Origin of the sequence: Lysobacter sp. Root916, assembly GCF_001429785.1 — a bacterium.
Classification (GTDB): Bacteria; Pseudomonadota; Gammaproteobacteria; order Xanthomonadales; family Xanthomonadaceae; genus Lysobacter.
On record NZ_LMJF01000001.1, the window covers coordinates 304,823 to 323,166 of the forward strand.

General features: G+C 69.7%; 25 protein-coding genes. 6 read left to right on the plus strand and 19 right to left on the minus strand.

Features of this window, described 5'->3' with window-relative positions; translation table 11 throughout:
• The first annotated feature begins 217 nt into the window (after positions 1–217).
• The 3 genes from ASE35_RS01500 (at position 218) to ASE35_RS01510 (ending at position 2,662) form a co-directional block, all read left to right on the plus strand.
• Positions 218–1,294, plus strand: a complete 1,077-nt coding sequence (locus ASE35_RS01500) for an SRPBCC family protein (protein ID WP_057161360.1) — start codon at positions 218–220, stop codon at positions 1,292–1,294.
• A 322-nt stretch (positions 1,295–1,616) separates the two neighbouring features.
• Positions 1,617–1,985, plus strand: a complete 369-nt coding sequence (locus tag ASE35_RS01505) for a DUF423 domain-containing protein (RefSeq protein WP_057162747.1) — start codon at positions 1,617–1,619, stop codon at positions 1,983–1,985.
• Positions 1,986–1,987: 2 nt separating this feature from the next.
• Entirely contained in the window at positions 1,988–2,662 is a 675-nt protein-coding gene (locus ASE35_RS01510) for a DNA-3-methyladenine glycosylase (protein ID WP_056173070.1), read from the plus strand.
• Positions 2,663–2,794: 132 nt separating this feature from the next.
• On the opposite strand, the gene ASE35_RS01515 is transcribed toward ASE35_RS01510, so the two are convergent.
• From ASE35_RS01515 to ASE35_RS01570, 13 genes are all read right to left on the minus strand, one after another.
• On the minus strand, positions 2,795–3,478 hold the full coding sequence (locus tag ASE35_RS01515) for a methyltransferase domain-containing protein (protein ID WP_056173072.1): 684 nt from the start codon (positions 3,476–3,478) through the stop codon (positions 2,795–2,797).
• Complete coding sequence (locus tag ASE35_RS01520) at positions 3,475–4,566, minus strand: acyltransferase (RefSeq protein WP_057162748.1); 1,092 nt, start codon at positions 4,564–4,566, stop codon at positions 3,475–3,477. The genes ASE35_RS01515 and ASE35_RS01520 overlap by 4 nt, the downstream gene beginning before the upstream one ends.
• Positions 4,567–4,659: 93 nt before the next feature.
• Complete coding sequence (locus tag ASE35_RS01525) at positions 4,660–5,145, minus strand: metal-dependent hydrolase (RefSeq protein WP_056173077.1); 486 nt, start codon at positions 5,143–5,145, stop codon at positions 4,660–4,662.
• Positions 5,146–5,149: 4 nt separating this feature from the next.
• Positions 5,150–5,584 (minus strand): GNAT family N-acetyltransferase, encoded by a 435-nt coding sequence (locus tag ASE35_RS01530; RefSeq protein WP_057162749.1) that lies wholly within the window; start codon positions 5,582–5,584, stop codon positions 5,150–5,152.
• A gap of 5 nt (positions 5,585–5,589) precedes the next feature.
• Positions 5,590–5,895, minus strand: coding sequence for an NIPSNAP family protein (locus ASE35_RS01535; protein WP_057162750.1), 306 nt, complete (start codon positions 5,893–5,895; stop codon positions 5,590–5,592).
• Positions 5,896–5,964: 69 nt separating this feature from the next.
• Complete coding sequence (locus ASE35_RS01540) at positions 5,965–6,765, minus strand: M15 family metallopeptidase (protein WP_057162751.1); 801 nt, start codon at positions 6,763–6,765, stop codon at positions 5,965–5,967.
• A gap of 9 nt (positions 6,766–6,774) precedes the next feature.
• A complete protein-coding gene (locus ASE35_RS01545; RefSeq protein ID WP_056173086.1) occupies positions 6,775–7,320 on the minus strand; it encodes a hypothetical protein in 546 nt (181 codons plus the stop codon).
• A gap of 1 nt (position 7,321) precedes the next feature.
• Positions 7,322–7,468 (minus strand): hypothetical protein, encoded by a 147-nt coding sequence (locus ASE35_RS20915; protein ID WP_157489212.1) that lies wholly within the window; start codon positions 7,466–7,468, stop codon positions 7,322–7,324.
• 44 nt (positions 7,469–7,512) lie between these two features.
• Positions 7,513–7,695, minus strand: coding sequence for a DUF4177 domain-containing protein (locus ASE35_RS01550; protein WP_056173089.1), 183 nt, complete (start codon positions 7,693–7,695; stop codon positions 7,513–7,515).
• The gene (locus ASE35_RS01555; protein ID WP_056173091.1) at positions 7,692–7,880 is read right to left on the minus strand and encodes a hypothetical protein; all 189 of its coding nucleotides are present in this window, start codon (positions 7,878–7,880) and stop codon (positions 7,692–7,694) included. Before ASE35_RS01555 ends, ASE35_RS01550 begins: the two co-directional genes overlap by 4 nt.
• Positions 7,877–8,248 carry a hypothetical protein gene (locus ASE35_RS01560; RefSeq protein WP_057162752.1) on the minus strand — a complete coding sequence of 124 codons (372 nt, stop codon included), beginning with the start codon at positions 8,246–8,248 and terminating at the stop codon, positions 7,877–7,879. The genes ASE35_RS01555 and ASE35_RS01560 overlap by 4 nt, the downstream gene beginning before the upstream one ends.
• Positions 8,249–8,260: 12 nt before the next feature.
• Positions 8,261–9,124, minus strand: a complete 864-nt coding sequence (locus tag ASE35_RS01565) for an SPFH domain-containing protein (protein WP_056173098.1) — start codon at positions 9,122–9,124, stop codon at positions 8,261–8,263.
• Between the two features lie 262 nt (positions 9,125–9,386).
• Positions 9,387–10,304, minus strand: coding sequence for a hypothetical protein (locus tag ASE35_RS01570; protein WP_057162753.1), 918 nt, complete (start codon positions 10,302–10,304; stop codon positions 9,387–9,389).
• Between the two features lie 105 nt (positions 10,305–10,409).
• Here ASE35_RS01570 and purT point away from each other — a divergent pair, with 105 nt between their 5' ends.
• Complete coding sequence (gene purT / locus ASE35_RS01575; protein ID WP_057161352.1) at positions 10,410–11,609, plus strand: formate-dependent phosphoribosylglycinamide formyltransferase; 1,200 nt, start codon at positions 10,410–10,412, stop codon at positions 11,607–11,609.
• A 49-nt stretch (positions 11,610–11,658) separates the two neighbouring features.
• Positions 11,659–12,057 (plus strand): hypothetical protein, encoded by a 399-nt coding sequence (locus ASE35_RS01580; RefSeq protein ID WP_056173107.1) that lies wholly within the window; start codon positions 11,659–11,661, stop codon positions 12,055–12,057.
• 683 nt (positions 12,058–12,740) lie between these two features.
• Here ASE35_RS01580 and ASE35_RS01585 read toward each other — a convergent pair.
• The 4 genes from ASE35_RS01585 to ASE35_RS01600 form a co-directional block, all read right to left on the minus strand.
• Positions 12,741–13,967 carry an endonuclease/exonuclease/phosphatase family protein gene (locus tag ASE35_RS01585; RefSeq protein WP_056176397.1) on the minus strand — a complete coding sequence of 409 codons (1,227 nt, stop codon included), beginning with the start codon at positions 13,965–13,967 and terminating at the stop codon, positions 12,741–12,743.
• 98 nt (positions 13,968–14,065) lie between these two features.
• Positions 14,066–14,509 (minus strand): hypothetical protein, encoded by a 444-nt coding sequence (locus ASE35_RS01590; RefSeq protein WP_057162754.1) that lies wholly within the window; start codon positions 14,507–14,509, stop codon positions 14,066–14,068.
• 200 nt (positions 14,510–14,709) lie between these two features.
• Positions 14,710–15,039, minus strand: coding sequence for a hypothetical protein (locus ASE35_RS01595; RefSeq protein WP_056173112.1), 330 nt, complete (start codon positions 15,037–15,039; stop codon positions 14,710–14,712).
• Positions 15,040–15,155: 116 nt separating this feature from the next.
• Positions 15,156–15,899, minus strand: a complete 744-nt coding sequence (locus ASE35_RS01600) for an arginyltransferase (RefSeq protein ID WP_057161349.1) — start codon at positions 15,897–15,899, stop codon at positions 15,156–15,158.
• Positions 15,900–16,041: 142 nt separating this feature from the next.
• On the opposite strand from ASE35_RS01600, the gene ASE35_RS01605 reads away from it, so the two are divergent.
• Positions 16,042–16,683, plus strand: coding sequence for a hypothetical protein (locus ASE35_RS01605; protein WP_057162756.1), 642 nt, complete (start codon positions 16,042–16,044; stop codon positions 16,681–16,683).
• A 174-nt stretch (positions 16,684–16,857) separates the two neighbouring features.
• Here ASE35_RS01605 and ASE35_RS22245 read toward each other — a convergent pair whose 3' ends face one another.
• Positions 16,858–17,988 (minus strand): sigma-70 family RNA polymerase sigma factor, encoded by a 1,131-nt coding sequence (locus ASE35_RS22245; RefSeq protein WP_157489317.1) that lies wholly within the window; start codon positions 17,986–17,988, stop codon positions 16,858–16,860.
• 29 nt (positions 17,989–18,017) lie between these two features.
• Complete coding sequence (locus tag ASE35_RS20920; RefSeq protein WP_157489213.1) at positions 18,018–18,188, minus strand: hypothetical protein; 171 nt, start codon at positions 18,186–18,188, stop codon at positions 18,018–18,020.
• Positions 18,189–18,344 lie beyond the last annotated feature (156 nt).

The following is an 18,344-nucleotide window of genomic DNA, read 5'->3' on the forward strand; positions in this document are numbered from 1 at the left end:
CCCCGATCGATACGGCTCGCGGCGCGTTCGCCGCGCACGCCGGCAGCGTGCCTTGTCGTAGCTTGCGATTTCGCCGGGCCGGCCCCCGGGGCGCCCCGGCCCCGGCTTGCCCGCATCGGCCGGTTGCGACGGATGACTGCCCCGATTGCAGCTTCCTTGATACGATTGTGGGTCTGCGCCCCGGCCCGATCCGGGTCCCGGCCTTGGAGAAACCTGAATGACCCGTCTGATCGAGTTTTTGATTTCCCTGGCGATCGTCGCCGTGCTGTTCCTGGTCGTCGGCGTCGTGCTGCCGTCCAGCCGCCACCTGTCGCACTCGGTTGAGACCAACCGCAAGATGACGATCGTGTTCGACACCTTGAACAGCCTGCACCGGTTCAAGGATTGGAACCCGCTGGTCATGAAAGACCCGAACATGCAGCTGAAGCTGGCTGGCCCGGACGCCGGCGTGGGCGCGCGCCTCGAGTACTCCTCCAAGGAAAAGAACCTGGGCGACGGCAGCTGGGAAATCACCGCTTCCGAGCCGGGTAAGCGCGTCGCCTACAAGATCGACGACATCCTGCGCGGCAACAACAAGCGCACCGAGTTCACCCTGCGTCCGACCGGCCGCAACAACCGCAACGTCGAGATCACCCAGACCTACGACGTCGAGTACGGTTGGAACATGCTGGGCCGCTATTCCGGTCTGTACGTCAGCAGCAGCGTCGGCGAAGACATCAAGCTCGGCCTCTCGCGCCTGAGCAACATGCTGGCCGCGGTGCCCAACCTGGACTACGCCGACCTGAGCAAGGACAACCCGGCCAACAAGCCGAAGTTCGTCCAGCGCGAATCCGAGAACCTGCTGATCGTCACCGCCGCCGTGGACCGCGACAACGCCAAGGTCCAGGCGCAGATGAACAGCAACATCGAGTGGATCAAGAAGGTGATGGCCGCCAATGGCCTGGAAGCCGCCGGTCCGGTGCGCATCATCACCAACGAGTTCGGCACCGAGACCTATTCGTTCGACGTCGCCCAGCCGGTGCGCAAGATCGGCGCGACCGGTCCGGCCACCGAGCTGCAGGTCAACCTCGAGGGCCCGGTCAAGTCGGTGTTCCTGGGCCCGGCCAAGGTCGCCACCGTCCCGTTCAAGGGCCACATGGCCAACCTGGCCAAGGTCCGCGATGCGCTGCGCGCCTGGGCCATGACCCAGGGCGACGAGACCATCGACCGTCCGTACGAGACCTGGAAGGCCGGCGTCGAGAAGAGCTTCACCGAGGAAGGCGACTACGACGTGTACTGGACCGTCAAGGAATAAGTCTTCCGGTTCTGCGTTACACCGAACGCGCCGCGGATTCCGCGGCGCTTTTTTTTGTGGGGTCGTTCGGCGGATGGATCGGCTCCAGCACCGGAGTGGGGATCGCGGCTCACGCCGCTCCCACAGAAAGCCGAAGCCGCGTCGCCGCTTTCTGTGGGAGCGGCGTAAGCCGCGATTCGTGACCAGACCGAATTTGACCGGCGACGTTTCCATCCGATCGTGCCGAGGTCCCAAAACATCGCCACGCCGAACCGCAAGACCCAGCGCTTGCGACGTCTATCCCGCCTGCTATCGTGCCGACACGCACGAGCGGACCCTTCGCATGACGTCGCCCATCTCTTCGCTTCCTTCCACGCGCGCGCTGGCCGTCGCCGGCGCGCTGCTCGCCGCGTTGTCGGTGGCGCTGTCGGCCTATGCCGCGCACGTCGCCGATCCGACCGCGCAGTCGCGCCTGCAGATGGCGGCGCTGTTCGCCTTCGGCCACGGCATCGCCCTGGCCGCGCTCGCGCCCGCGGCGGCGCGCCGGCTGGCGCGGATCGCGCTGGCCGCGTTGCTGATCGGCGTGCTGCTGTTCGCCGGCGGCCTGGCCTCGGCGTATTTCTTCGGCACCAGCACCCGCCTGCTGCCGTTCGGCGGCAGCCTGATGATCCTGGCCTGGCTGCTGTACGCGGCCGACGCGGCGAGGCGCTGAGCGTGCCGCGCCATAGTCGCGGCTTCGACACCGACGCCGCCTACGCCCATCTGGCCAAGCGCGACCGCAAGCTGGGCGCGTGGATGAAACGGGTCGGCACGATCGCGCCCGATCCGCGCTGGCGCAAAAGTTTCGATCCGGTCGACGCGCTGGCGCGCGCGATCCTCTACCAGCAGCTCAGCGGCAAGGCCGCCGCGACCATCGTGGGACGGGTGGAGACGGCCATCGCCAGCGACCGCTTCCATTGCGACACACTGGCGCGTTGCGACGACGCGACCATCCGCGCTTGCGGCGTGTCGGGCAACAAGCTGCTCGCGCTGCGCGACCTGGCGTTGCGCGAATCGCGCGGCGAGATTCCGGACCTGCGCCGCATGAGCGTGATGGACAACGACGCCATCGTCGAGGCGCTGGTGCCGATCCGCGGCATCGGGCGCTGGACGGTGGAGATGATGCTGATGTTCCGGCTAGGCCGCCCCGACGTGCTGCCGGTGGACGATCTGGGCATCCGCAAGGGCGCGCAGGCGGTGGACAAGGCCGCGCTCATGCCCACGCCCAAGGAATTGATCGAGATCGGCGAGCGCTGGGGCCCGTACCGCACCTACGCCAGCCTGTATCTGTGGCGCATCGCCGACCTGGCCGCGCCGAGCAAGACCGAGACCAAGCGCTCGCAGGATTGATCCGCTGCCGTATGTAGGATGCGGTGAGCGCAGCGAACCGCATCGTCGCGCCATACGCACCTTCGCAAGCCACGCCGCCTAGCGCGATGCGGTTCGCTGCGCGCACCGCATCCTACGACGAGATCCGGCGGGCTAAGTGCGGATAGGCTCGGCGATCAGGATCAAGGAGGCCGGCTTGCCCGTGCGCGGATGCAGCGGCTCTTCGATCGCAAGCGTGCGCAGGCCGCAGCGCGTGAGCAGGGCCAGCCAACCGCCCAGGGTGCGGAAGTACCAGGGCGCGGGATCGGCGAAGTCGCCGTCGCAGCCGGCCCAGGAGCCCGCGCGCCAGCCTTCCGCATAGGGCAAATCGCCGCAGCCGGCGATCGGGTGCAGGGTCTGCACGATCGCGCGGCCGTCGGCGTGCAGCAGGCCGGGCAGCGCGCCCAGCAAGGTCTCGACCTCGGCCTCGCCGATCAGGGAGAAGTTGCACACCGCCAGGTCGTAGCGCGCGTCCAACGCGCCTTGCGCGATCTGCGCGTACGACAAGGCGAGATAGCGTTCGCCGCCGCCGGCCGCACGCGCCGCGTCGACCAGTTCCGCCACCGCATCCACGCCGGTCACGGCCAGGCCGCGTTCGCTCAGCGCGCGCGCCAGCCAGCCCTCGCCGCAGCCCAGGTCCAGTACGGTGCGCGGCGCCTGCCGCAGCACCGCGTCGACGATCGCGCGGTCGGTGACCAGGCGCCGGCTCTCGATGCCGCCCGCGCGCACGCTCTGTGTCCAGGGTGCGGCGTTGCGGCGCCAGGCCGCGAGCACCGCCTCGTCGTCGGAGGCGCTCATTCGCGCTGCGCCGTGGCCGGCGCGACGGCCGCGTCCTCGACCGCCGCCGGTGCGTGCGGATCGCTGCGGCCGCCGAAGCGCGATTTCAGGCGCAAGGCCGGACGTTCGACCACATGCCAGGACAGCGCCGCGAGCGTGCCCGCGATCAGGGTCGCCCACAGGGTGTTCATCAGCGGCCCGGTGCTGGGCGCGTAGTACTGCACCAGTTGTTGCGCGGGCCAGCCGTACAGGTAGAGCCCGTAGGACAGATCGGTGCGGCGGATCTGCGGCAGCTTGGGCACGAAGGCCAGGAACAGCGTGGTGTAGCTGAGCGCGACGAAATAGCCCAGGTAGTAGTAGCTGCTGTCGCGCAACAGCGCGGCCAGCGCCAGCACCGCGACCAGCAACCACCCACGCAACGGCACGCGGTCGCGGTTGACCCAGGCCAGGCTGCCGGTGAGGAAGTAGGCCGTGCAGTACAGCCAGTTGATCTTCTCCGGCGACAGGCTCTGGCCGCCGTATTTGGCGTAGCCGAACACCAGCAGGCCCAGGCACAGCAGGTTGAAGCGCAGGCGCGGCAGCAGGCGCAGCAGGCCGATCAGGGCCAGCCACAGATACAGACGCACCTCGATCGGCAGCGACCACAGCGAGCCGTTGATGGCGTGGCTGGGCAGGGTCTCGAACACGCCGGGCAGGAAGTATTGGGTGTCGCGACTGAGCAGGGCGTTGGCGCTCAGGTATTTCCAGGTTATCGGCGAGCGCCAGTAGTCGGCCGCGGTGCTCAGCAGCGGGCCCAGCACCAGCACCGACAGGGCCACGCACACGATCAGGGCCGGGAAGATGCGCAGCGCGCGCGCGGCCAGATACCCGGGCAGGCGGTTGCGCTCCAGACTGGCCGCGATCAGAAAGCCGCTGATGACGAAGAACATGTCCACCGCGATGCCGCCGGCGAACTTGATCCGCACCAGCTGCAGCAGCAGGTCCTGGCCGCCGCTGGCGGTGACCGCGTAGCTGTGCCCGTAGATCACCAGCCAGGCCGCGACCAGGCGGATCAGGTTGAAGTTGTTGCGGGGCTGGGCGTGGCCCTCGGCCAGGGTGCGCGGCGTCATGAGTCGTGAGCGGATGGGATTCGGTCGCCGAACACAGCGGGTCCGGCGCATTGTGCCCGAAGCGGGCCGGCCGACGCTGCGGGCGCGGCCCGCCTATTCCAGGCTGTTCCAGGCCGCGCGCACGATCATCCAGCCGACGCCGAACAGGCCCAGGCCCACGCAGAGCAGATGCAGCTGGTCCACCGAGATCCAGCGCAGCAGCGGGTTGGCCAGCGACAGCGGCCAGGCCGGCTGCATGTCGTAGTGCATGATCGCGTCCAGCAGCACGTGCGAGTAGGTGCCGAGCAGGCCGCCCGCGAACGCGGCGCGCCAGGTGAACGGCGCATGCGGGATGCGCAGCCAGCGCAGGCAGACGGCGCTGATCGGCCGCCCGATCGCGCCCGCGAGCAGGCCGATCAACAGGGCGCCGAGCAGGCTGTGGGTGCGGCCGTGCAGCACCGGCCAACCGCGCAGGATGCCGATCAGCGGCTCGATGTCCATCAGCACCTGCGCGCCGCCGAACACCATGAAGCTGAAATGGCGGCCGCCGATCGCCTTGAGCGCCAGGCCGGGGCCGAGGTGGATGGGCGTGAAGGGCATGCGCTCAGCCGGCGCCGTGCAGCGGCAGGGCCACCACCACCATCGCCGCTTCCTGCCCGCCCACCGAGGCGTACAGGCCGCGTGCGGCGGCGTTGTCGAGCTCGGTGCCGACCCAGGCTTCGCTGCAGCCCAGCTCACGCGCATGCGCGATCAAGGCCTGGATCAAACGCCGGCCGATGCCGCGGCGCTGCTGCGCCGCACTCACGCCGATTTCGTTGACCCACAGCGCCGGCGCCTTGTCCGGATGCACGTAATGCAAGGCCGAGGCCATGCCGATCACCACGCCATCGAGCACGGCGACCGCGAGATGGTGGCGCGGGTCGGCGAAGAACTCGCCGGCCCAGCGCGGGTCGACGGCGTGGTCGAACACGTCGGCGGCGACGCGGTCCAGCACCGCGATCTCGTCGCGGCCGAGCAGGCGCACCTCGACCTCGCTCATCGCGCTCACTCGAAGACCGGGCGATAGAAGCTGCGTTCGTAGCTGAGGAAGCAGCGCGTGTCTTCGTAGTAGCGCATCGCGGCCTGGCAGTCCGGGTCGTCGGCGGCGCGACGGCGGTAGGTCTCGTATTCGGCCAGGCTGGGAAAGGAGAACAACGCCAGGGCGATGTTGCTGGGGCCTTCGCCGGGCAGGAAATAGCCGTGATGGGTGCCGCCGAAACGCTCGACCAGCGGAATCCACATGCGCGCGTAGGTTTCGAATTCGGCCAGCTTGGCCGGGTCCAGCACGTAGCGCAGATAGCAGGTGATCAAGGCGGCACTCCCGGAGCGGCGCGCGCGGCGCGGGCCTGCATCCTAGCCCGGGGCTGCGATGGCGACGAGTCAGGGCGGCGCGAAACGCCAGTGCCAGGGCTCGTAGACGATGCCGTGCGGATTGTCGCGCGGGTAGCTCATGACGAAGCCGTAGCCGCCGGCCTGGGCGCGCAGCCAGGCGAAGGCGGCGGTGGTTTCGAAGGATTCCTCCGCCGGCGGCTGGTCGGGCGCGCCGATGTCCAGGGCCAGGCCGGAGTGGTGTTCGCTGTAGCCGGGCGCGGCGTTGACGGTGAGGATCTGTTCCACGCTCTGGCCGCGCGCGAGCTTGCGTTCGAAGATGCCCAGTTGATAGTCGTGGCTGCGATAGCCGGAGATCGCTTCCAGCACCACGCCGTCGCCCAGGGCGGCCGCATGCAGGTGGGCCCAGGCGCGCGCCGCCAAGGGGTGCAGCCACAGCGGGCGGCGGTAGCGGTCGTGGCCGGCGAAACCGAGCCGGTCGGGTTCGGGCACCAGCGCCAGGCCGGTGCGCTCGCCGTAGCCATCGTCCAGGCCCAGCGCGTGCAGGCGTTCTTCCAGGCGATCCAGCGGCAGCTCGCGCACGCGTTCCAGACCGGCGCGGCGGCTTTGGCTGTAGTGCTCCAGCGCGTCCAGCGCGGCGTCCAGGCCGGGCTCGTGACCCAGGCGCGGGATCAGCGGCAGCAGGCCTTCGGGCAGGTCGGCGGCGAGGTACTGGCCGTCGCGCTTGCGCCGCAGCACGTGGCGCGCGCGCGCCAGTGCGCGCGCGTCGTGGTTGCTGCGCGCACGCAGCAGACCGCCGGGCCAGAGCTCGATCTCGGGCGTATTGATCAGGACCGGAACTATGCCGCGCATGCGCGCAGGTTAACGGCTGCGCGCGCGCCTTGCCACGTCTTGCAGCGCCTCCAGCAGGGCCTGCGGTTGCTCCAGCGACAACAGCAGCGAGGGGCCGTCGTTGCGCTCGGGCAGCCACAGCACGCGCCGGCGCTGGGTCAGCAGGTAAAACGCCTTGCGCCAGCGATCGCGCATCCGGAACCAGCCGGCCTGATAGCCCGGCAGGGCGGAGCCTAAGGTCTTGATCGAAGGACGCAGGCCGACGTGCTCGTCCAGGTCGACGATGCGCGCGCGATCCAGGTCCAGCCTCGCCACCGCGACCCGCACGGTATGCGGCCCGGCCTTGACCGTGAGCAGGCCGGATTCGAGTTCCACCGATCGCCGCCGCGCGCCCAGCCAGATCAGGCCGCCGACCAACGCCAGCACCGGCACGGCGATCCATAGCAACTGCAGGATCTTGGGGTCCTGCGGTGCGCGCAGCACCGCGAAGACGATGCCGATCAGCACCAGCAGCAGCGAGACCGTGGGCACCAGGGCGGCGCCCGGCCCCGGCGCGGAGATGGCGTAGCGGCTCATCTCAGCGCAGCTGCAACAGCATGCCGGCCATCAACGCGGCCGCCGATAGCGCCAGCAGCGCCACCGTGGCCAGCCGCGCCAGCGGCGCCGGGCGGGCCGGGTCGTGGCGCGGATAGCGGCGTTCGATCAGTTTGACGATATGCAGCATGACGGGCTCCCAGGTAGTGCGCGGCGATGGTTCGCCGCAAGCGATCAGGCCGGTTTCTTGAAGTACAGCCAGGTGCTGGAGTTGTTGGAATTGTGAGCGACCGTGACCAGCTCCCAACCCAGGGCGCCGCGCTTGTCGAGCTCCTCGCGGATGCGGTCGAAGGCGGAAGCGCCGAACAGTTGCAGGCCGATCTCGCTGACGTGGTATTTCCATTGGGTGTGGTTCATGCGTCGTCCGTTCCTTCAGGGTTTGCGGGTTTGGGGTGGGGCAGCCTTCCGGCCTTGCGCAGCGCGTCGCGCAGCAGGTATTCGATCTGGGCGTTGAGCGAGCGCAGTTCGTCGTCGGCCCAGCGCTGCGCCGCGGCCAGCACGTCGGCGTTGATGCGCAGCGGGTAGGCTTTCTTCTCGCTCACCGGCGGCCGGTCCGTTCGTCGTCGCGCGGCTGGCGGTAGTCGCGCTTGGCCCGGGCCAGCGCCAGCATCAGGGCCACGGCCAGGCCGTTGACCGCGACCAGCAGCGCCACGGTGACCCACAGCATGCGGCCGTCGTTGCCATGCGCCCAGTAGTAGCCCAGCGCGGACACGAAGATCGCGATCGCCATCAGCGCCAGCAATCGTGCGAAGCGCGCCGCGGCCGCGGCCGGATCGCGCAGGCGCGAGGCATCCAGGCCGTTGAGCAGGTGCAGGTTGCCGCGCGCGACCAGCACCGCGGCGATCAGGATCGGCAGCCCGCTGATCACGATGATCGCGGGTAGCAGCAGCGCTTGGGTGGACTGATCCATGCGTGCCTCGCCTCAATACAGGGTGCCGGCGTTGACGATGGGCTGGGTGCTGCGGTCGCCGCACAGCACCACCAGCAGGTTGCTGACCATCTGCGCCTTGCGTTCTTCGTCGAGCTGGACCACGCCGTTCTTCTGCAGCTCGGCCAGCGCCATTTCGACCATGCCGACCGCGCCGGCGACGATGCGGGTGCGCGCGGCGATCACCGCGTTGGCCTGTTGGCGCTGCAGCATGGCGTGGGCGATCTCGGGCGCGTAGGCCAGGTGGCTGATGCGCGCGTCGTTCACCTGCACGCCGGCGTCGGCCAGGCGCTCGGCCAACTCGTCCTTGAGGTGCTGGGAGATTTCGGCGGCGTGGCTGCGCAGGGCGAACTGGCCGTCCTCGTGCTGGTCGTAGGGATAGCTGGTGGCCATCGCGCGCAGCGCCGATTCGGACTGGATGTGGACGAAGCTTTCGTAGTCGTCGACGTTGTAGACCGCCTCGGCCGAATCGACCACCTGCCAGACGATCACCGCGGCGATCTCGATCGGGCTGCCGTCGAGTTCGTTGACCTTGAGCTTGCCGCTTTCGAAGTTGCGCACGCGCTGGCTGATCTTCTTCTTGGCGTAGAAGGGGTTGTTCCAGCGCAGGCCGTTGTCCTTGACCGTGCCGACGTACTTGCCGAACAGGCTGAGTACCGCGGCCTGGTTGGGTTCGACCTTGTACAGGCCGGTCAGGGCCAGGAACACCAGGATGCCGACGACGATGGCGGCGCCGATCTGCAGGTCGGCCTTGGCCGCGACCCCGCCGATGAACAGCCAGAAGCCGAAGGCGCCGACCAGCAGCAGGAACAGCAGGGTCGGGATCCCGGGCAGGGAGTGGGTCGGGTTCTCTTTCATGGCGCGTGCTCGCGTCGTCGATGGGTTCGACATGTGATATCAAAATGATATCTATCGGCGCAAGGGGTTTCGGACGAGCGGTAGGCTGCCTAATCCGGGTCCTGAGGGTAGGAGCGGCGCAAGCCGCGACCCCGACCCCGCACGGTCGCGGCGCTGGATGGCGGGCAGAGGGGCGATGGGAGGTTGAACGGCTTACGGGACCGAGGCGCCGGCGTCCCACTTGCGCGGTCGCGGCTTGCGCCGCTCCTACAGGGGGCGGGGCTCAGGGCGTGATGCGGTATAGCGGCGCGGGCACGAACTCGCCGGTCGCGTACAGGCTGCGGCCGTCGGCGGCCCAGCCCAGGGCCTCGGCCTGCGGCAGCCAGGGCAGGGTCAGCTGCTTCGGCGGCGCGGCCACGGCCGCGCTCCAACTCTGGCCGCCGCGGCGCGGGTACAGCAGCAGGTAGCGGTAGGTCATCACCGCCAGGGTGCGCCCGTCGGGCGAGACGTCGGCGGCGGTGACCTGGCTTTGCAGGCGGGCGCTGCGTGGGTTGCGCTTGAGGACCTCGGCGCTGGGCTGCGGCACCCCGGCCAGGGCGCCGCTGCGTTGCGCGGTGAGCAGGCCGGTGCCGGCCGGGCGCAGCGGCAGGGTGAACAGTTCCGGCGGCTGGCGTTTCTTGGAGATCAGCAGGATGCGGCCGTTGGCGGCGTCCACCGCCACCGCCTCGCAGTCGCGCGCGCCGTCGGGCCAGCGGAATGCGATCGACCAGGCCGGGCGCAGGCGCGCGTTCTCCAGCTTGGCCGGCTCCTCGACGATGTGCAGCTGCAGGCTGCGGCGCAGGCCGCCGTTGTCGCCGGTGTCGGCGATCAGCAGATAGTTGCGGCCGTTCAAGCGGAACGAGGAAACGTCTTCCCAGTCTGTCTTGGTCACGCCTTCGATGCGGAAGGTGGCCAGGCGCTCGCCGTCGTCGGCGACCGCGAACAGGCGTTCGGGATTGCCGCCGTCGTCGATCATCCACAGCACGCCGGGGTGGCGGCGCGAGGCGGCCAGGCCGCTGATCTCGTCGAGTTGGCCGTCGACCAGGATGCCGCTGAGCTCGCTGCCGGATTCGCCGGGCTCGTGACGCGCGCAGGCGCTCGCCACGGCCAGGGCTGCGGCAAGTACGACGGCGCGCAGCGGTAGCGGCACGGAACGCGGCATGCCCACAGCATCGCATGCGGCCCCCGCGCCGATACAGATCCGGACCCGGTCGGGCGCGCGGAAAGTTAGACTAGCGTCAGCCTACGGCCCCTCTCAGGAACGCGCATGATCACCCTCGGTACGCCTTTGTCCCCGCACGCATACCGCGTGCTGCTGCTCGGTTCGGGCGAACTCGGCAAAGAGGTGGCGATCGAACTGCAGCGTTACGGGGTGGAGGTGATCGCGGCCGATCGCTACGCCGACGCGCCGGCGATGCAGGTCGCGCACCGCAGCCACGTGCTGGACATGCTGGACGGGCAGGCCGTGCGCGCGCTGATCGCGGCCGAGCGGCCGCATTTGATCGTGCCCGAGATCGAGGCCATCCACACCCAGACCCTGGTCGAGCTGGAACAGGAATTCGCCGAGCGCGGCACCCACACCCGGGTGATCCCGACCGCGCGCGCCGCGCGCCTGACCATGGACCGCGAAGGCATCCGCCGCCTGGCCGCCGAAACCCTGGGCCTGCCGACTTCGCCCTACCGCTTCGTCGACACCCTGGACGATTACCGCGCCGCGGTCGCGCAGATCGGCGTGCCCTGCGTGGTCAAGCCGGTGATGTCGTCCTCGGGCAAGGGCCAGAGCCTAGTGCGCAGCGCCGACGACATCGACAAGGCCTGGGACTACGCCCAGACCGGCGGCCGCGCCGGCGCCGGCCGGGTCATCGTCGAGGGCTTCATCGATTTCGATTACGAGATCACCCTGCTGACCGTGCGCCATGTCGGCGGCACCACCTTCTGCGCGCCGATCGGTCATCTCCAGCGCGACGGCGACTACCGCGAGAGCTGGCAGCCGCAGCCGATGTCGACGCGCGCGCTGGCGCGCGCGCAGGGCATCGCGCGCGGCATCACCGACGACCTCGGCGGTTGGGGCGTGTTCGGCGTGGAGCTATTCGTGAAGGGCGACGAGGTCTGGTTCAGCGAGGTCTCGCCGCGTCCGCACGACACCGGCCTGGTCACTCTGGTCTCGCAGGACCTGAGCGAGTTCGCGCTGCACGCGCGCGCGATCCTCGGCCTGCCGATTCCGCTGATCCGCGAGCACGGGCCGTCGGCTTCGTGCGCGGTGCTGGCGCAGGGGCACGGCGTGCCGGTGTTCAACGGCGTCGACGCCGCGCTGAGCCAGGCCGACACCCAACTGCGTCTGTTCGGCAAGCCGCGGGTGGAAGGCCAGCGCCGGGTCGCGGTGACGCTGGCCGTGGCCGAGGACATCGACGGCGCGCGCGAACACGCGCGGCGCGCGGCCGCGGCACTGGACATCGAGCTGCGCTAGGCGCATCCATCCATCATTCGAACCACGATCCTGACAGGGGGATCCGCCCATGGAAGAGTCCCGAGGCTACGCCGTATTCCTTTTTCCGCAGGCGATGGAGGCGCTGGGCGAAGCGATCAAGCCGTATCTGCTAGACGGGCCGGCCGGGCCGCACGTGCTGTGCCGCGAGATCGACACCGCTGGCGCGCTCATCGAGATGACGCTGGAGATGCAGACCAGCGAGGGGCGGCCGATCTCGCTGGAGCTGATGGTGCCGACCAGCATGGTGCGCATGATCGTGTCGGCACGCAGCGACGAGGCCTTCGGTTTCGGCCCGCGTCGCGCGCTCGCGCCGCAGGCGGCTACGGTGGTGGCGACGCCGACTCCGGCTCCGGCTCCCGCTCCCGCTCCTGAGGCAACTCCTGCGGTTGATCCTGTGCCGGCGGCTGCGAACAAGCCCGGGGCTTGAGCTGATCCTGGGGTCTGAGGTTGTCCTTGCCTCTGGCTCGTTGCTTCCCGCTCTTCGAATCCGCTTGGCTTTGGCTGTTGCTCTTCATCGCCGCGAAGGCGGGCTCGGCTTTACTTCGACGGAGCCGGACGTCCAGTGCCTTTGGCGTCTTCTTGCCCGCAAGGCTGTTTTGGCTCTCTCTTTTGGAAAAGGGTGAAGCTGTGCGGCTTACGAGCCGTAGGTTCGTGCACGGGTGAACGCCGGCATGCTGTGCCTGCTGGCCGGGCGGGTTGGGGAGGATTCGTTGTTGCTTTGCTTTCGTCTTTCCAGACCGAAAGTCAAAGGCTTCCGCCTGCTGCGCATGCGGGTTACTTTCTCTTGCTAGCCCAAGAGAACGTAACCAAAGAGAAGGGCTAGCGTGACCAACCCTCCCTTGCGAGTTCGGTGCCTGCGCCGGGATTTTTCGAATGGACGTCCCTGTCCATTCGAAAAACGGCGCGCGTCCTGCGCGCCGCCCTTCGGGTCTACGGTTGGTCGTGTGAGTGTGGAGCTTTTGGACTTCAATGCCGCGGCAACGGCAACGGCAACGGCAACGGCAGCCGCAGCGATAGCGTCCCCTCTCCCGCTTGCGGGAGAGGGCTAGGGTGAGGGGAGTGCAGCGCCGAAGGCGCGAATGCCTTCGCGCCATGCCGGATACGAGCCGGTTACGGCTTGCCCAGGTCGATCCAGACCAGGTGATGGTCGCTGCCGTCGGCGATCGCCGCGTCGGCGCTTTCGCGCGCGGGCCAGAACACGCCCGTGTCGCGTACGTTCAAACCGCGCGAAGGCAGCACATAGTCCAAACGCAGGGTGCCGGACTTGGGGCCGAAGTCGCCGGTGTGGGTGGCGGTGTCGCCCTTGCGCGGGAAGCCGTAATCGGCCGCGCGTTGCGGGGCGCCGGCGCTGCGCGGCACGTGGCCGGCGTCGACGCGCGGGTGTTCGAGCAACTGCGCGATCGCGCCGCGCGCGCCGTCGCCGTCGACCGGATCGGCGTTCATGTCGCCCAGGATCACGAACGCGGCGTCGGCGGCCAGGCCGCCGCACTGACCGCGGTCGTCGCACAGCCAGGGCTTCTCGCCGGCGGACAGGTACTCGGCCCACAGCCGCAGCTCGTCGTGGTTGCGCGCGCCGTTGCGGTCCTCGGGTCCATCGAACACCGGCGGCGTCGGGTGCGAGGCGAGAATGTGGATCGTGCCCTGCGGCGTGCGCACCGGAACGTCCCAATGCGACTTCGAGGACAGGCGCAGCTGCGACCAGATCGCGGGCGCATACCAGGGCGCGCCGCTGGCGGGATCGCGCGGCTGGCGCGCGCCGGGTAGGGCGCTCCACTTCAGCCGCTGGAAGCTGCGCACCTGCGCGCTGTCGATCGGATAACGCGACAGCAGCAGCATGCCGTACTGGCCCGGGTGCAGGCCGTAGCCCCAGGCATCGTTGCCGCGCGCGCGGCCGTCGCCGCCGACGTGGCCGTCGTGGTCCAGGTCCAGGCCGCTGGGCACGCCGGTGTTGACCGGCGCGAAATAGCGATAGGCGTAACGCAGCGGTTCGCCGCCGTGCTGGGCGACCTCGAGATAGCGCTGCTGGAACGCATCGGCGGCGCGGCCGTCGGCGTCGTAGTCGAATTCGTTGAGCAGGACCACGTCCGGGCGCACGCGCTGCAGCACGGCCGCGATCTTGCGCGCGCCGGCATCGTCGCCTTCCAGGCGGCGCAGCAGGCCGCCGTCGGCGTCGTCGTACAGCGAGGTGTTGTAGGTGGCGATGCGCAATCGCGCGGTCTGGCTCATAGGGCCGGCCTGCGCCGCTTTGGGGTCGCCGTGGACCTGGACGCGCACGCAGCCGGCGGCGAGGGCGGCGAGCAGGGCGAAGGGAATCAGCAGGAGGAATCGGTTGCGCATGGCGCGCATGATCGCATGCGTGCGTGCGCGATCGATGACAGGCGCCAACGAAAACGCCCCGGCGGACCGGGGCGTCGTTCGAAGCGTCGTGTCGGGTATTACAGCGCGCAGCCGTAGGCGCCGAGCGCGGTCTTCATCTGGTCCAGCGCGGTCTTGCAGGTGCTGGCCAGCGCGGCCTTGGAGGCCGGATTGGCGGCGGCCTGCTTCCACGCGGTGCGGCTGCTCTCCAGACCGGTCTGGAACATCGCGCGCTGGTCGGCCGGCACCTTGTCGGCCAAGCAGGTGTTGACCTTGCTCAGGTAGTCGTCGCACTCGGGGATGCCGACGCTGTCGGCGGCGGCGACCGCGGCCGGCGCGGTTTCAGCCGGAACCGAGGTGGCGGTGGGCGCGGCCATGTCGGTCGGCGTGGTTTCGGCCGGCGTCGAGGTGGCGGTGGCGGCGGCCGGATCGGTCGCGGCGTCGGCCGGCTTATCGGCCGGCTTGGTGCAGGCGGCCAGCGCCAGGGTGCAGGCGGCGGCCAGGATTAGAGCGGTGTGCTTCATCGAATATCCCCGTAATGAATGGTAGGCGGCGGCTCCATGCCGAACACAGTGCCGACTCGGTCGTGCGTAGACGACGGGCCACTAGGTACACGAGTCGGCGACAGTCTGTGTTAGCGCCTCGTAAAACCGGGTCGCGCCGGGCCGCCCGTTTGGCGCCGCGGAGGGCGCGGATCCGGGCGCGCGCGACGCCGGCGCGGCCCTCACATCGCGCAGCCGTAGCGTGCGTATTCGTCCTTGGCCTGCTCTTCGGCGATGGTGCAGGCCTGCGGCAGCGCGGCGCGGTGGACCGGGTTGGCCAGGGCCTCTTTCCAGGTGGCGTACTCCTGGGACACGCTCGCGCGCAGCGGCATGCGCTGCGCTTCGGGCACTTTCTGGTTGATGCAGGCGGCGACCTTGGCCAGGTATTCGTCGCATTGCACGATGCCGATGGCGTTGTCGATCTTGCCGCCGCTGCCGCTCGCGGGCGAGCAGGCGGCGAGGGACAGGCAGGCGGCCGCGAGTGCGGCCAGGGACCAGGCGGGAGAGTTCATGACGATGGCTTCGCAGGGGTTCGTGGGGCGCGGGATCCGTCGCCGCGTCGCGCATCCGGTCGGCGTCGCGGTGCGCGCGCCGAATCCGAAATCCCTGCCTATGTAAAGGAACGCGATTACAGCTTGATGAAGTCGCGTATGTGCAGATCGCGCCACTCGTGGCCGTCGAAGCCTTCCAGCGGATGGAAGCGGCGCTTGTAGTCCATCTTCGGATGGCCTGCGATCCAGTAGCCCAGATACAGATGTTCGCGGCGTTCGCGCTTGGCCCATTCGAGCTGACGCAGGATCGCCAGCGTGCCCAGCCCGCGCTCGGCCAGGTCGGGATCGTAGAAGGTGTAGACCGCCGACAGCGCGGTATCGACCACGTCGGTCACCGCCACCGCGATCAGGCGGCGTTGCTCGCGCAGTTCCAGGAAACGGCCTTCGCTCCAGCTGCCGATCAGGAACTGGTCGAACTCGGCCGCGCCGTGGCCGTCCATGCCGCCGCCGGCATGGCGGGTGGACAAGTAGCGACGGTACAGCTCCAGGTGTTCCTCGCTGCGTTCGGCGGGGCGCACGCGCATCTCGACTTCGGCGTTGCGCGCCAGGCAGCGGCGCTGACTGCGATCGGGGCTGAAGCGATCGACCGGGATACGCACCGCGACGCAGGCGCGGCAGCCGGCGCAGTGCGGGCGATAGACGATATCGCCGGAGCGGCGGAAACCCCAGCCCAGCGCATGCGGGTACCAGGCGCGCAGGCGCGGATCGCGCGGGTCCAGCACCAGGTCGCGGGCGACGCGCTCCGGCCAATAGCCGCAGGCGTGCTCGCCGGTGTGGAACAGGCGCAGGTCCTCGCTGTCCGGCTGCGGTTGGGTGCCCATGGGGGCAGCATAGCGCCGTCCCAGCGCCGTGGCGCTAGCGCTGCGTTCACGTTTTCCGGCACGGGCGTGTCAACCGACCGCCGGCCTGGGCGTTGACCACTGCATCGGCGCCGCCCCGGGCGCCCTTGCAGGAGCCACCGCAATGAAACATTCCACCTTGCTGGTCGCCGCGCTGGCCGCGGCCGTCGCCGGTGCGGCCCTGGCCGCGCCGCAGGGCGAGGGCCCGGACCGCCCGCAGCGCCCCTCCCTGGACCGCAACAACGACGGTGCGATCGATCGCAGCGAGGCCGCGGCGATGCCGCGCCTGGCCGAGAAGTTCGACGCCCTCGACAAGAACGGCGACGGCCGCCTCAGCGCCGACGAGCGCCCCTCCCACCGCGGTCGCGGCGGCAAGGGCGGACACGGCGGCCATGGCCGTCACGGCGGCATGGGCGGGCTGATCGGCGCCGACGCCGACGGCGACGGCCGCATCAGCCAGGCCGAGGCGGCCAAGCTGCCGAAGCTGGGCGAGAAGTTCGCCCAGATCGACGCCAACCGCGACGGCTACGTGGTGCGCAGCGAGCTGCGCAGCTACCACGAGCGCGAGCGCCCGCAGCGCGAGGCCGAGCGCGCCCAGCGTTTCGACCAGCACTTCACGCAAGCCGACCTCAACCACGACGGCAAGCTCAGCAAGATCGAAGTCGGCGAGAAGATGCCGCGCCTGGCCAAGGCCTTCGCCTTCATGGACGAAGACCGCGACGGCTATCTGACCCGCGAGGATCTGCGGCCCAAGCCGCGTCGCTGATCGCTGGCCGGAGCCGCAAGCGTTTCACGTTGCACCCAGCAGTAGTAGCGAATGGAAGGATTGCCCCTCCAGATTCCCGTGCCGCGTCCCGCGGCACGGGTTTTTTTTGGTTTTTCGCCTAGCTAGGGCGAAGCGCCTTCCGGCGCGGCCAGGTCCAGGATCCGACCGGGCGCCTTACAGCCGCCCGGATTGGAGCAGGCCCACGATCAGGCCGCCCACGCCGCAACCCACGCCGATCACCACCCCGATCCAGGATTGGATGCGCTCGCTGCGGCGACGCCGCGCGGCCGCGATCGGATCGCGCGCGGCTTCCAGGGCGTGACGGCGGCGCAGAATGCGCGGCTGCGCCACCGCGGTCTGCCACAGGATCGCGACGATGAAGCCCAGCGTGGTCAGGCTGGGCAGCCACCAGCTGCCGAGGCCGCTATGCGCGATCAGCAGCAGCGCGACCACGAACGCGATCGAGACCAGGCCGCAGATCACCGCGCTGCGCACCAGCGCGTAGCGCTCGGCGTCGTCGATCGCGCCCTTGAGCTGCTTGCGCAGACCCAGGTAGATGCCCGCGAACGCCGCCACCACCGCGATGCCGATGCTGCCGGCCGCGCCCAGCACGATCTGGCCGAAGGTCTTGGCGCCGGCCGCGGCGCCGGCGCCGAGCAGGCCGGCCGCGGCGGCCGGCGGGCTGGCGATGGTGAGCGCGGTGGCGACCATGCTGGTGAAGGCCAGCGACGGCGCGCTGTCGACCGCGAAGCGGCCGAAACGCGCCAGCATCTCCTCGCGCACGCTGGCGCGCGCACGCGACAGGCGTTTGCGCACGGCGGCGTCGCTGAGGCCCAGTAGGGACGCGACCTGCTGCGAACTCTGGCCTTCGCGGTAATACAGCAGCAGCACTTCGCGGCTGTCGTCGGGCAGGGCCGAGATCAGTTCGGCGGCCATGGTCTGGCGTTCGTCGTCCAGCAAGCGCTCGCAGGGGTTGGGCTGCGGGTCGGCCGCGGCCTCGATCGCCGCCTCGACGTCGTCGACCCCGCGCGGTGCGCGGCGCTGGCTGCGCAGGTGGTCGCGGGCGAGGTTGCGGGTGATCTGGCGCAGCCAGGGCAGGAAGCTGGACGGGCTCTGCAGCCGGCGCAGGTTCTGCCAGGCGCTGAGGAAGGCTTCCTGGGCGATGTCCTCGCTGGCCGGCACGTCGCGCACGATCGCCAGCGCGATCGCGGTGACCGAGTTCTGGCAGGCGGCGACGATGCGCGAATACGCGGCGCGATCGCCGGCCGCGGCGGCGGGCAGGTCGGCATCGATGGCACCGATCAGACCGTCGGCGGCGGGGCTCGGGTGGGCGCTCAATGCAGGCAGCTCAGGCAGGCGGGCAGGGCGGCGACGGTCGGGTGGCCGTCGAGCGCGCCCAGGATAGCCAGTAGCGCGGCGATCGCGGCGGCGAGCAGCGGGCCCAGGACGTCGAGCAGTGCGGCGAGGACGAGGCAGGCGATGGAAACAGGGGACGAGGTCGTCATGGCGGGGCCGGGTGGGGATACCTGGACCGAGACGCTTGCTGGCGGGGAATGTGACCGGCGCAAAAGCAAATCCCCCTCGGTCCCCCTTTTTCAAAGGGGGAAGACCAGCGGGACATGCGTCTGAGTCGTTTGCTGTCCCCCTTTGAAAAAGGGGGG

What these genes read in the sequence shown, in the direction of transcription:
- ASE35_RS01500 (WP_057161360.1), top strand. Translation starts at nt 218, where the DNA reads ATGACCCGTCTGATCGAGTTTTTGATTTCCCTGGCGATCGTCGCCGTG.
- ASE35_RS01505 (WP_057162747.1), top strand. Translation starts at nt 1,617, where the DNA reads ATGACGTCGCCCATCTCTTCGCTTCCTTCCACGCGCGCGCTGGCCGTC.
- ASE35_RS01515 (WP_056173072.1), bottom strand. Translation starts at nt 3,478, where the DNA reads ATGAGCGCCTCCGACGACGAGGCGGTGCTCGCGGCCTGGCGCCGCAAC.
- ASE35_RS01520 (WP_057162748.1), bottom strand. Translation starts at nt 4,566, where the DNA reads ATGACGCCGCGCACCCTGGCCGAGGGCCACGCCCAGCCCCGCAACAAC.
- ASE35_RS01525 (WP_056173077.1), bottom strand. Translation starts at nt 5,145, where the DNA reads ATGCCCTTCACGCCCATCCACCTCGGCCCCGGCCTGGCGCTCAAGGCG.
- ASE35_RS01530 (WP_057162749.1), bottom strand. Translation starts at nt 5,584, where the DNA reads ATGAGCGAGGTCGAGGTGCGCCTGCTCGGCCGCGACGAGATCGCGGTG.
- ASE35_RS01540 (WP_057162751.1), bottom strand. Translation starts at nt 6,765, where the DNA reads ATGCGCGGCATAGTTCCGGTCCTGATCAATACGCCCGAGATCGAGCTC.
- ASE35_RS01545 (WP_056173086.1), bottom strand. Translation starts at nt 7,320, where the DNA reads ATGAGCCGCTACGCCATCTCCGCGCCGGGGCCGGGCGCCGCCCTGGTG.
- ASE35_RS20915 (WP_157489212.1), bottom strand. Translation starts at nt 7,468, where the DNA reads ATGCTGCATATCGTCAAACTGATCGAACGCCGCTATCCGCGCCACGAC.
- ASE35_RS01550 (WP_056173089.1), bottom strand. Translation starts at nt 7,695, where the DNA reads ATGAACCACACCCAATGGAAATACCACGTCAGCGAGATCGGCCTGCAA.
- ASE35_RS01560 (WP_057162752.1), bottom strand. Translation starts at nt 8,248, where the DNA reads ATGGATCAGTCCACCCAAGCGCTGCTGCTACCCGCGATCATCGTGATC.
- ASE35_RS01565 (WP_056173098.1), bottom strand. Translation starts at nt 9,124, where the DNA reads ATGAAAGAGAACCCGACCCACTCCCTGCCCGGGATCCCGACCCTGCTG.
- ASE35_RS01570 (WP_057162753.1), bottom strand. Translation starts at nt 10,304, where the DNA reads ATGCCGCGTTCCGTGCCGCTACCGCTGCGCGCCGTCGTACTTGCCGCA.
- purT (WP_057161352.1), top strand. Translation starts at nt 10,410, where the DNA reads ATGATCACCCTCGGTACGCCTTTGTCCCCGCACGCATACCGCGTGCTG.
- ASE35_RS01580 (WP_056173107.1), top strand. Translation starts at nt 11,659, where the DNA reads ATGGAAGAGTCCCGAGGCTACGCCGTATTCCTTTTTCCGCAGGCGATG.
- ASE35_RS01585 (WP_056176397.1), bottom strand. Translation starts at nt 13,967, where the DNA reads ATGCGCAACCGATTCCTCCTGCTGATTCCCTTCGCCCTGCTCGCCGCC.
- ASE35_RS01590 (WP_057162754.1), bottom strand. Translation starts at nt 14,509, where the DNA reads ATGAAGCACACCGCTCTAATCCTGGCCGCCGCCTGCACCCTGGCGCTG.
- ASE35_RS01595 (WP_056173112.1), bottom strand. Translation starts at nt 15,039, where the DNA reads ATGAACTCTCCCGCCTGGTCCCTGGCCGCACTCGCGGCCGCCTGCCTG.
- ASE35_RS01600 (WP_057161349.1), bottom strand. Translation starts at nt 15,899, where the DNA reads ATGGGCACCCAACCGCAGCCGGACAGCGAGGACCTGCGCCTGTTCCAC.
- ASE35_RS01605 (WP_057162756.1), top strand. Translation starts at nt 16,042, where the DNA reads ATGAAACATTCCACCTTGCTGGTCGCCGCGCTGGCCGCGGCCGTCGCC.
- ASE35_RS20920 (WP_157489213.1), bottom strand. Translation starts at nt 18,188, where the DNA reads ATGACGACCTCGTCCCCTGTTTCCATCGCCTGCCTCGTCCTCGCCGCA.